Source organism: Streptomyces sp. NPDC001668, from assembly GCF_042893155.1.
In the GTDB taxonomy this organism is placed as follows: domain Bacteria; phylum Actinomycetota; class Actinomycetes; order Streptomycetales; family Streptomycetaceae; genus Streptomyces.
Genome location: NZ_JBIAUQ010000026.1, coordinates 37470 through 48111 on the forward strand (window position 1 = coordinate 37470; position 10642 = coordinate 48111).

Sequence of the window (10642 nt, forward strand, 5' to 3'; positions counted from 1 at the left end):
ACGTGAAGGCGGGAGCAAGATCTCTTGTGCAGACCCGGGGCATCCTTTTGCGAAGTCTGTGGACAATCCACAGGGTCGTGGCCGCCCGTTCACCGACGGGCCACCGTGACGCCATGGACGGACCCGGGGCGGGGATGACCTGAATCACGTCAGGGACGGCGAGCAGGGCCTTTGCATGACCATGCGTTGTGATGCATAATCTTCCTATGTCCAAGGTCCTCACGTCCCTCCCCGCCGGCGAACGCGTCGGCATCGCCTTCTCCGGCGGTCTCGACACCTCCGTCGCGGTCGCGTGGATGCGCGACAAGGGCGCCATCCCGTGCACCTACACCGCGCACATCGGCCAGTACGACGAGCCCGACATCGACTCGGTGCCCGACCGCGCGAAGACCTACGGTGCCGAGATCGCGCGCCTGGTCGACTGCCGGGCCGCGCTGGTCGAGGAGGGACTGGCCGCGCTCACCTGCGGGGCGTTCCACATCCGCTCGGGCGGGCGGGCGTACTTCAACACCACCCCGCTGGGCCGTGCCGTCACCGGCACGCTCCTGGTGCGGGCGATGCTGGAGGACAACGTCCAGATCTGGGGCGACGGTTCGACCTTCAAGGGCAACGACATCGAGCGGTTCTACCGCTACGGCCTGCTCGCCAACCCGAACCTGCGGATCTACAAGCCGTGGCTGGACGCGGACTTCGTGACCGAGCTCGGCGGCCGCAAGGAGATGTCGGAGTGGCTGGTCGCACACCAGCTGCCGTACCGGGACTCGACGGAGAAGGCGTACTCCACCGACGCCAACATCTGGGGCGCCACGCACGAGGCCAAGACCCTGGAGCACCTCAACACCGGCATCGAGACCGTCGAGCCGATCATGGGCGTCAGGTTCTGGGACCCGTCGGTCGAGATCGCGCCCGAGGACGTGACGATCGGCTTCGACCAGGGCCGCCCGGTGACCATCAACGGCAAGGAGTTCGGCTCCGCCGTCGACCTGGTCATGGAGGCCAACGCCATCGGCGGCCGGCACGGCCTCGGCATGTCCGACCAGATCGAGAACCGGATCATCGAGGCGAAGAGCCGCGGCATCTACGAGGCCCCCGGCATGGCCCTGCTCCACGCGGCCTACGAGCGTCTCGTCAACGCGATCCACAACGAGGACACCGTCGCCCAGTACCACAACGAGGGCCGGCGGCTGGGCCGTCTCATGTACGAGGGCCGCTGGCTGGACCCGCAGGCCCTGATGATCCGCGAGTCGCTCCAGCGCTGGGTCGGCGCGGCGGTCACGGGCGAGGTCACCCTGCGGCTGCGCCGGGGCGAGGACTACTCGATCCTCGACACGACCGGTCCCGCGTTCTCCTACCACCCGGACAAGCTCTCCATGGAGCGCACCGAGGACTCGGCCTTCGGCCCGGTGGACCGGATCGGCCAGCTCACCATGCGCAACCTCGACATCGCCGACTCCCGCGCCAAGCTGGAGCAGTACGCCGGTCTCGGCCTGATCGGCACCGGCAGCCCCACGATCGGCGCCTCCCAGGCCGCCGCGACCGGGCTGATCGGCACCATGCCGGAGCTCCCCGAGGGCGGCGCCGAGGCGATCGCGTCCCGCGGCGAGGTCTCGGAGGACGAGGCCCTGCTGGACCGGGCGGCGATGGAGTTCGGCACGGACTGACGCCCCGGCGGGCGGATACCCGACCGAGAGGCCGGTCCCGGTGCCGACGAAGGCACGGGGACCGGCCTCTCGGCCGCCCGGCCAGGTCTCCCGAGCCACGAGCCGAGGCCGGGACCACCAGGGCGCCGGGCCCCTCGGGGGAAATGAGCACGGCCGCTACGGCCGACAGCTGTTGCCCCGATCCGCGGGGATGAGCACGGACGACCACCGCCGACGGCCGCCCCCACCCCGGCAACGAACACACGGGCCACCGCCGACAGCCGCCCCCACCCCCGGCACCACGGCACGGTGTCGACACGCGGCTCCGCCACCCGCCGATCCCGGCGCCGGCGGCGGCAGCGGCAGCAGCAGCAGCGGCAGCGGCAGCGGCAGCGGCAGCGAATGAGAACCGCCGCCGCGACTACCGACCGCGCCACCCACACCCCGGGGCACACGGGCGCAGCCCCGGTCGCCCCCCCAACACGGTCGCGTGCGCCCTCGCCCCGCCCCGCCCCGCCCCCGGAGACGACACCGCCCCGGCCTCACCGGCCCGCGGACAATCACGCACCCCACCCCCGCCGGCCCGGGCACGCCGCAGCGACGCCCACCGAACCGCCCCCGACCACGCCCCCTCAGCCCAACGCCACCCGCCCCCGCCCCTCCCGCGACCGCATCAACGGCTGGATCCGCGTCCCGAACCTCTCCACGCCCTCGATGAAGTCGTCGAACACCAGCATGATCCCCTTGGTCCCCTCGACCCCGGCGATCTCGTCCAACATGCGCGCGACACTCTCGTACGACCCCACCAGCGTCCCCATGTTGAAGTTCACCGCGCCCTCGGGCAGCACGATGGTGCGGGCCGTGGACGAGTCGTCGGCGGTGGTGTCGGTGGCCGACTCCCCCGCCATGTAGGCCAGCGCCGCGCGGTCCGCGCCCGCGTGGTAGTCCTGCCACTTCGCGCGGGCCGCCTCGTCGGTCTCGTCGGCGATGACCATGAACAGCGACAGGGCCCCGACGTCCCGGCCGGTCTCCCGCGCCGCGTCCACCAGCGTGGCCGCGCTGTCCGCGAAGGCGAGCGGGGTGTTGACGCCGCTGCCCAGGATGAAGCTGTAGTCGGCGTGTTCCGCGGCGAACCGCATGCCGGTCCCGCTCTGCCCGGCGGCCACGATGTCGATGTGCCCGTTCACCGGGCGCGGCGAGAGCACGCAGTCGTCCATCTCGTAGAACTCGCCCTTGAAGTTGCTGACGCCCTCGCTCCACAGCTCCTTCATCACGGTCACGTACTCCTCGGCGCGCGCGTACCGGTTGCCGAAGTGCTCGTCGCCGGGCCACACGCCCATCTGCGTGTACTCACCGGGCGCCCAGCCGGTGACGATGTTGACGCCGAAGCGGCCGGGGGCGATGGAGTCGACGGTGACCGCCATGCGCGCGACGATCGCCGGCGGCAGGGCGAGGATCGGGGTCGAGGCGTAGAGCTTGATCCGCTCGGTCACCGCGGCAAGGCCCGCCATCAGCGTGAACGACTCCAGGCAGTGGTCCCAGAACTCGGTCTCGCCGCCGAAGCCCTTGAGTTTGATCATGGACAGGGCGAAGTCGAACCCGTGCTCCTCGGCCTTCTGGACCACGGCCTTGTTGAGCTCGAAGGTCGGCATGTACTGCGGGGAACTCTTGGAGATGAGCCAGCCGTTGTTGCCGATGGGGATGAAGACACCGATGTCCATGCCGCTCCTCATGATCAAGACTGCCCGGTCCGACGGCACGGTACACGGCCGGGATTTCGGCAACTTCCCGGGACACATGGGCAGTTGAGGTGCGAGAGTGAGGGGGAACAGCCCGTCGGAAACTGTGAAGCAGGTTTCGAAGACAAACAGGAACGATAAGTTCCCTCCATGAACGCGCGGCTCGCTCTTCTCGGCACGGTCACCCCTGGTGCGACGGAGAGCGAGGTCTTCCGGCTGGCGCTCGGGCACGCGGTCGGTGAGCTGAGCGCGCTCGGCGGGACCGTGCACCTGCGCGGCCCGATGTCCGCGCTGCGCCTGGTGTCGTCCGTGGGTCTGCCCCCCGCCCTCACCCGCTCCTGGGAGATCGTCGACCAGGAGGGCCCGCTGGCCCCGGCCCGCGCGCTCCAGCAGGGCAAGGGCGTCTGGGTGCCGCTGTCCCAGGACACGCCGGAGCAGGACCGCTGGCCCGGGACCGGCCTCGCCGCCCTGCCCGTGTTCAGCGGCCGGCGCAGCATCGGCGCGGTGACCGTCCTGGCCGGTGAGGGGGGCGAGCCCACCCCCGAGCACTGGGACTTCCTGCGGGACGTCGTCGCCTGGACCGAGGACCGGATGGCCCAGGCGCCGCCGCCGTCGGGGCCCACTCAGGCGGAGCTGGGCGGCGAGCGGCTGCGGCAGGCGCTCAAGGAGGTCCAGGTCGGCTCGTGGGACTGGGACATCCGCAGCGGCGACCTGATCTGGGACGAGGCCGCGCTGGAGCTCTACGGCACGCTGCCCGCCGACTTCACCGGCCGGATCGACAACTGGATGCGGATCGTCCACCCCGACGACCTGGCCCCCACCCTCGCGGCGGCGCAGCAGGCGATCCTCGACCACTCCGTCTACGAGGCCGAGTACCGCGTACGGCGCCTGGACGGCACCTGGGGCTGGACGCAGGCCCGCGGCCGGGCGACCTACGACGAGCAGGGCGAGCCCCTGCGGATGATCGGGGTCGGCTGGGAGAGCAACGAGTCGCGCACCGCGCGGAACGCCCTCAGCAGAGCCCTGCGACACATGAGCGACGGCTTCCTCGCGGTGGACGACGAGTGGCGGATCACCTTCGCCAACCTGGAGGCGGAACGGTTCCTCCGCTTCTCCGAGGAGGAGCTGTTCGGGCGCCTGCTGTGGGAGCTGCCCGCCACCCGGCAGGTCCCGGGCCTGAAGGAGCGCTGTCTGGAGGCCGCGGCGGAGGAGAGGTCCGCCGGGTTCGACGTGTACATCGCGGACTGCCGGCGGCGGCTGCACGTGCGGCTGGTGCCGGGGCCGGACGGCCGCACCCTCTACTTCCAGGACGTCACCGAGAAGCGCCGGCTGGCGCAGGAGCGGCAGGCGGCGGAGCGGGCCGCGGCCGAGCGGGCGGTGCGGATCGCCGAGCTGACCACGGAACTCGCGAAGGCGACGACCTCCCGGGACGTGGTGGACGCGGTCGCCCGCCGGGTGCTGCCCCCGTTCGCCGCCTCCGGGCTGATGGTCCAGGTCGGCGAGGGCGACCGGCTCCACCACGTCGGAGCGGTCGGCTACCCCCGGGACTTCGTGGCCCTCCTCGACAGCCGCCGCCGGGCGGCGACCGGCGACCCGGCCTGGGACACGATCGCGTCCGGCCTCCCGCTGTTCATGTCGTCACCGCAGGAGTACGCCACCCGCTATCCCGAGCTGGCGGACTTCCCCGCCCGCGGCGACAAGAAGTCCTGGGCGTTCCTGCCGCTGACGGCCTCCGGCCACACCTTCGGCGTCTGCGTGGTCTCCTTCGACCGGCCGCGGCTGCTCGACGACGAGGAACGCGCCCTGCTCACCACGATCACCGCCCTCGTCGCCCAGTCCCTGGAGCGGGCCCGGCTCTACGACGCCGAGCACACCCGGTCCCGGGAGCTCCAGCGCAGCCTGCTCCCTCAGGCCCTGCCCGACCTGCCCGCGTGCACGGCGGCCGCGCGCTATCTGCCGGCCGGCCCGGGCGCGGACGTGGGCGGCGACTGGTACGACATCATCCCGCTGTCCGGCGGCCAGGTCGCGCTGGTCGTCGGCGACGTGATGGGCCACGGCCTGCCGGAGGCGGCCACCATGGGCCGGCTGCGCACCGCGGTGCACACCCTGGCCGACCTGGAGCTGCCGCCCGACGAGATCCTCGGCCACCTCAACGACATCGTCGGCGGCATGGGCGAGGCGTCGTACGCCACCTGTCTGTACGCGCTCTACGACCCGACGACCCGGGTCTGCTCCATCGCCCGGGCCGGCCATCCACCGCCCGCCCTGGTACGCCCCGACGGAACCGTGCACTTCCCGGAACCGGACGCGGATCCCCCGCTGGGCGCGGCCAAGCCGCCGTTCGAGACGGCCGAGCTGGAGGTCCCCGAGGGCAGCCTGCTCGTGCTGTACACCGACGGGCTGGTGGAGTCGGCGACGCGGGAGATCGACCAGGGCATGGCCGAGCTGGCGCGGCTGCTCGGCGCCGCCCACGCCGACGGGACCGCCGTAGACCTTGAACGGCTGTGCGACACGCTGACGGCCGGTCTGCTGCCTGCGGACCAGCAGGCGGCGGACGACGCGGCGTTCCTGGTGGCCCGGCTGCACGCGCTGCCGGCCGACCGGATGGCCGCCTGGTCCCTGCCCGAGGACCCGAAGGCGGCGAGCCGGGCCCGCCGCCACGTCCGCGAACAGCTCGCGGCCTGGGAGCTGGACGACCTGTCCGCCACCACGGAACTCCTGGTCAGCGAGCTGGTCGGCAACGTCGTCCGGCACGCCCGCGGCCCGGTCCTGCTGCGCCTGCTGTACACCACCGAGCTGATCTGCGAGGTCTACGACGGCAGCCAGACCATGCCCCGCATCCGGCGCGCCGCGGACACCGACGAGGGCGGCCGGGGCCTGCAGCTCATCTCGGCGCTCTCCACCCGCTGGGGCGCCCGCTACACCCCCACCGGCAAGTGCATCTGGACGGAGCAGTCCCTGCGGGGCCCGGCCGAGCCGGCGGACGTGATGTTCCTGAACGCCTCGGACTTCGACGAGGACTGGGAAGCGCTCCTGTGAGGACGCGCGCCCGTTCGGCCCAGCTCCACGGGCCGGATGCCGGGCGCGTCCCTAGATTCGCGGTGACGGCTGTTCCGGCCCCGCCCGAAAGGCACGACCCATGGCAATACGCATCACGCTCACCGGCGCAGCGCTGGCCGTCCTGGCCACCGCGGGACCGCTGACCGGCGTCGCACACGCCCAAGGCGACCTGGACTGCGCGGACTTCGTCTACCAGGAGGACGCGCAGGCGCTGTTCGATCTCGACCGCACCGACCCCAACCGTCTCGACGAGGACCAGGGTCCGGACGACGGCATCGCCTGTGAGGTGCTGCCCCACAGAGGCACCGCCGCCGTGAGCGCGGCCACGCCACTCGCTACACCCCTCACCACGCCGCTCACCACGCCGCTTCCGACGCTCGGCGTCCAGGGCGGATCCGGAGGCAGTGTGGGCCCGGCCGGCTTCGAGCGCGCGATCGGCGTGGCTCTGGCTCTCGGCGGGGTCGGCCTCGCGGGCGCGTATGTGGTGCGCCGGCGTCGCGGCACGCAGCCCCAGGCCCGCCTCAAGGGTCGATGAGCCCAGCCCGTATCGCGTACCGGGTCAGCTCCAGCCGGTCCCGCATGCCCAGCTTGGCCAGCAGGTTCGCCCGATGCCGCTCGACCGTCTTCGCGCTGATGAACAGCAGCTCCCCGATCTCCTTCGTGGTGTGCCCCTCTGCGACGAGCTTGAGGATCTCCTCCTCGCGCTCGGTGACGGCCCGGGCGGGCAGGTCCTCCCCACGGTGCAGCCGGTCGAGGTACGAGCGCACCAGGGCCCGCTCGGCGCCGGGATAGACGAAGGACTCGTCGCGTACGGCGGCCCGGCACGCCTCGACGAGATCGCGGTCGGCGACGGACTTGAGCACGTACCCGCTGGCCCCGGCCTTGAGCGCCTCGAAGAAGTACTGCTCGTTGTCGTACATCGTCAGGATCAGGATCCGCAGGTCCGGCAGCCGGCGGGACAGCTCACGGGCGGCCTGCAGCCCCGTCATCCGCGGCATGGCGATGTCCAGTACGGCCAGATCGACCTCACGCGCGCGTGCCAGCTCCACCGCCTCCGCGCCGTCGCCCGCCTCGGCCACGACGGTGAGATCCGGCTCCCCCTCCAGAATCAGCCGCACTCCCCGCCGTACGAGTGTGTGGTCGTCGGCGAGCAGCACCCGGGTCGGCCCGGCCATCACCGCACCTCCGCCGCGACCGGTATCCGCAACCGCACCTCGGTCCCCCGCCCGGGCCCGGGTTCCACCGCCAACGCGGCCCCCACCAGCAGCGCCCGCTCCCGCATGCCCTGTATCCCGGCCCCCTCGGCCGTCCCGCGCAGACCGCTGCCGTTGTCCCGCACGAGCAGCTCGACCCCTCCCGCGACCGGCTGGAGCCGCACTTCGGCACGGTCGGCCCCGGAGTGCCGCGCGGTGTTCGTGAGCCCCTCCTGGGCCACCCGGTAGACGACCAGTTCCGACTCCTCGGTCAGCCGGGGCAGATCGCCGCCGACGTGATGGCGCACGGTCAGCCCGTGCGTGGTGAACTCAGCCGCGAGGGACCGCAGAGCGCTCGGCAGCCCGAGCTCCTCCAGCACCCCGGGCCGCAGCCGCCGCGCGATCCGGCGGATCTCGTCGAGCCCGGCCCTGGTGGCCTCCTGCGCCTGCCCGACCTCCTCCCGCAGCCCCTCGGGCGCCCGGTCGGCGACCCGCTTGAGCTGCAACAGCACGGCCGTCAGGGTCTGCCCGACCTCGTCGTGGAGCTCGCGCGCGACGCGGTGCCGCTCCCGTTCCTGGGCGGAGAGCGCGTGGGCCGCTCCGGTCGCCCGCTCGGCCTCCAGCCGGTCGAGCATGGTGTTGTACGTCGTGATCAGCGCGGCCGTCTCGGCAGGGCCGGACACGGGCGCACGCACTCCGGGACGCAGCAGGTCGGCGGCGGCCATGGCCCGCCCCAGCCGCTGGAGCGGGGTGAGCCCGACCCGCAGTACGACGGCATTGGCGGCCAGCAGCAGAACCAGCCCCCCGAGGACGACCACGGCCTCCCCCTGCCGGACGGGCGTCGACACGGTGACGGGCCCGAGCAGCAGCGCGGCGGCGACGACCAGGCCGGCGGCATTGAGCGAGAAGATCCGCCAGAACAGCGACACGGCCGGGCCCCCGCTCCTCTCCTCTGCTCCACACGACGTCTCCGGAGCCAGCGTCGCCGGTCCCCGCCGCTCGCGTATATCCGTCACGTCACCCATATCGCCACCGTACGGGGTACTGGCAGCATGCGAACTCGTACCCGTGATCACGCGAAACACAAGGGGAGAAACGTGTCTGCTCCACGCCTGAGGGCGACGCCGCTGCCGGGGATCGGGGTCCAGTACGACCTCATCACCCGCGAGGACCGCCATCTGTCCGTGGTGGCACACCGCGACGGGGCCCGCACGGTGAGCGTGTACCGGGCCGACGACCCCGACTCCTGCGCCCAGTCACTGCGTCTGACGGGCTCCGAGGCGGGCGCCCTGATCGACGCGCTGAAGCCCTCCCACCACAGCGCGAGCCTCCTCTACACCACCGATCTGGGCCTGGTGGCCGAGCGCATCGAGGTGGCGGCCGGCTCCCGCTGGAACGGCCGGGTCCTGGGCGACACGAAGATGCGCACCGACACGGGAGCCTCCGTCGTGGCGGCCCTGCGCCGGGCCGAGGCGATCCCGTCCCCCGCACCGGACTTCCGCCTGGCGGGCGGCGACATCCTCATCGTCGTGGGGACCCGCGAAGGCGTGGACGCCGCGGCGGCGATCCTCGGTCGGGAGTAGGAAGCATGCACTCCGCGGTCCTCCTGATCGAGTTCGGCTCGATCATCCTCGGCCTGGGCCTCCTCGGCCGCTTCGCCGCCCGTTTCCGCCTCTCCCCCATCCCCCTCTACCTGCTCGCCGGCCTGGCCTTCGGCGAGGGCGGCCTGCTCCCCCTGGGCGCGAGCGAGGAGTTCGTCTCCATAGGGGCCGAAATAGGAGTGATCCTCCTCCTCCTGATGCTCGGCCTGGAGTACACGGCGGGCGACCTGGTCACCAACCTCAAGGCCCACTACCCCGCAGGCCTGGTCGACGGCGCCCTCAACGCCCTCCCGGGCGCGGCCGCCGCTCTCCTCCTGGGCTGGGGCCCGGTGGCAGCGGTGGTCCTGGCGGGCGTCACCTGGATCTCCTCCTCGGGCGTCATAGCGAAGGTCCTGGGCGACCTGGGCCGGGTCGGCAACCGCGAAACCCCGGTCATCCTGAGCGTCCTGGTCCTGGAGGACCTGGCGATGGCGGTGTACCTCCCGATCGTCACAGCGCTGGTGGCCGGGGCCGGCCTCCTGGCCGGCAGCGTGACCCTCGCGATCGCGCTCGGCGCAGCGGGCCTGGTCCTCTTCGTCGCCGTCCGCTACGGCCGCCTGATCTCCCGCTTCGTCTCGAGCGACGACCCGGAAAAGCTCCTCCTGGTCGTCCTCGGCCTGACCATCCTCGTGGCCGGCGTGGCCCAGCAACTCCAGGTCTCGGCAGCGGTGGGCGCGTTCCTCGTGGGCATAGCCCTCTCCGGCGAGGTGGCGGAGGGTGCCCACACCCTCCTGAGCCCCCTGCGCGACCTCTTCGCGGCGGTCTTCTTCGTCTTCTTCGGCCTCCACACGGACCCGGCGAGCATCCCCCCGGTCCTGCTCCCCGCCCTCGCCCTGGCCCTGGTCACCGCGGCCACGAAGATCGCCACCGGCTACTGGGCGGCCCGCCGAGCCGGAATCTCCCCCAAGGGCCGCTGGCGCACGGGCGGCGCCCTCGTGGCCCGCGGCGAGTTCTCGATCGTCATCGCCGGCCTGGCGGTCTCGGCCGGCATAGAACCCTCCCTCGGCCCCCTCGCCACGGCCTACGTCCTCATCCTGGTCATCCTCGGCCCCCTCACAGCCCGCTACACGGAGCCCTTGGCCACAAGACTGACGTCCCACCGCAAGTCCCCGACGACACGGGAGAACGCGTCGCGGGTGACGGTGGGTGGGGACGGGGTCTGAGGTGTTGTCGGGCGGGTGCGGGTGCGTTGTGGCTGGTCGCGCAGTTCCCCGCGCCCCTGGGTGGGTCAGGTCGGCGCCAGCCAGGACGGGCCGTTGGCCGCGTACGGCGGGCAGGGGACGGGGTGGGGGGTGTCCGCCCGCAGCGGCCGGCGTCCGTTACCGAGCCCTTTTGGAGTGACCGAGCCGCCGGACCGAGGACGGACACCC

At 72.4% G+C, this 10642-nt stretch carries 8 protein-coding genes; 5 read left to right on the forward strand and 3 right to left on the reverse strand.

The features are described 5' to 3' along the window. Positions 1–206 precede the first annotated feature (206 nt). On the forward strand, positions 207–1661 hold the full coding sequence (gene argG / locus ACFYZ8_RS44035; RefSeq protein ID WP_359038690.1) for an argininosuccinate synthase: 1455 nt from the start codon (positions 207–209) through the stop codon (positions 1659–1661). Positions 1662–2272: 611 nt separating this feature from the next. Here the strand turns inward: argG and rutA are convergent. After that, complete coding sequence (rutA, locus tag ACFYZ8_RS44040; RefSeq protein ID WP_388542423.1) at positions 2273–3361, reverse strand: pyrimidine utilization protein A; 1089 nt, start codon at positions 3359–3361, stop codon at positions 2273–2275. Between the two features lie 168 nt (positions 3362–3529). On the opposite strand from rutA, the gene ACFYZ8_RS44045 reads away from it, so the two are divergent. Beyond that, the gene (locus ACFYZ8_RS44045) at positions 3530–6418 is read left to right on the forward strand and encodes a SpoIIE family protein phosphatase (protein WP_388542421.1); all 2889 of its coding nucleotides are present in this window, start codon (positions 3530–3532) and stop codon (positions 6416–6418) included. Positions 6419–6518: 100 nt separating this feature from the next. Continuing rightward, entirely contained in the window at positions 6519–6974 is a 456-nt protein-coding gene (locus tag ACFYZ8_RS44050) for a hypothetical protein (protein WP_359038696.1), read from the forward strand. On the opposite strand, the gene ACFYZ8_RS44055 is transcribed toward ACFYZ8_RS44050, so the two are convergent. Next, on the reverse strand, positions 6961–7614 hold the full coding sequence (locus ACFYZ8_RS44055; protein WP_359038698.1) for a response regulator transcription factor: 654 nt from the start codon (positions 7612–7614) through the stop codon (positions 6961–6963). The genes ACFYZ8_RS44050 and ACFYZ8_RS44055 overlap by 14 nt on opposite strands. Then, complete coding sequence (locus tag ACFYZ8_RS44060; protein WP_388542419.1) at positions 7614–8561, reverse strand: HAMP domain-containing sensor histidine kinase; 948 nt, start codon at positions 8559–8561, stop codon at positions 7614–7616. Before ACFYZ8_RS44060 ends, ACFYZ8_RS44055 begins: the two co-directional genes overlap by 1 nt. A gap of 168 nt (positions 8562–8729) precedes the next feature. On the opposite strand from ACFYZ8_RS44060, the gene ACFYZ8_RS44065 reads away from it, so the two are divergent. Together ACFYZ8_RS44065 and ACFYZ8_RS44070 are read left to right on the forward strand one after the other, a co-directional pair. Further along, positions 8730–9215, forward strand: coding sequence for a cation:proton antiporter regulatory subunit (locus ACFYZ8_RS44065; RefSeq protein ID WP_020139121.1), 486 nt, complete (start codon positions 8730–8732; stop codon positions 9213–9215). 5 nt (positions 9216–9220) lie between these two features. Next, positions 9221–10435 carry a cation:proton antiporter gene (locus ACFYZ8_RS44070; RefSeq protein WP_388542417.1) on the forward strand — a complete coding sequence of 405 codons (1215 nt, stop codon included), beginning with the start codon at positions 9221–9223 and terminating at the stop codon, positions 10433–10435. Positions 10436–10642 lie beyond the last annotated feature (207 nt).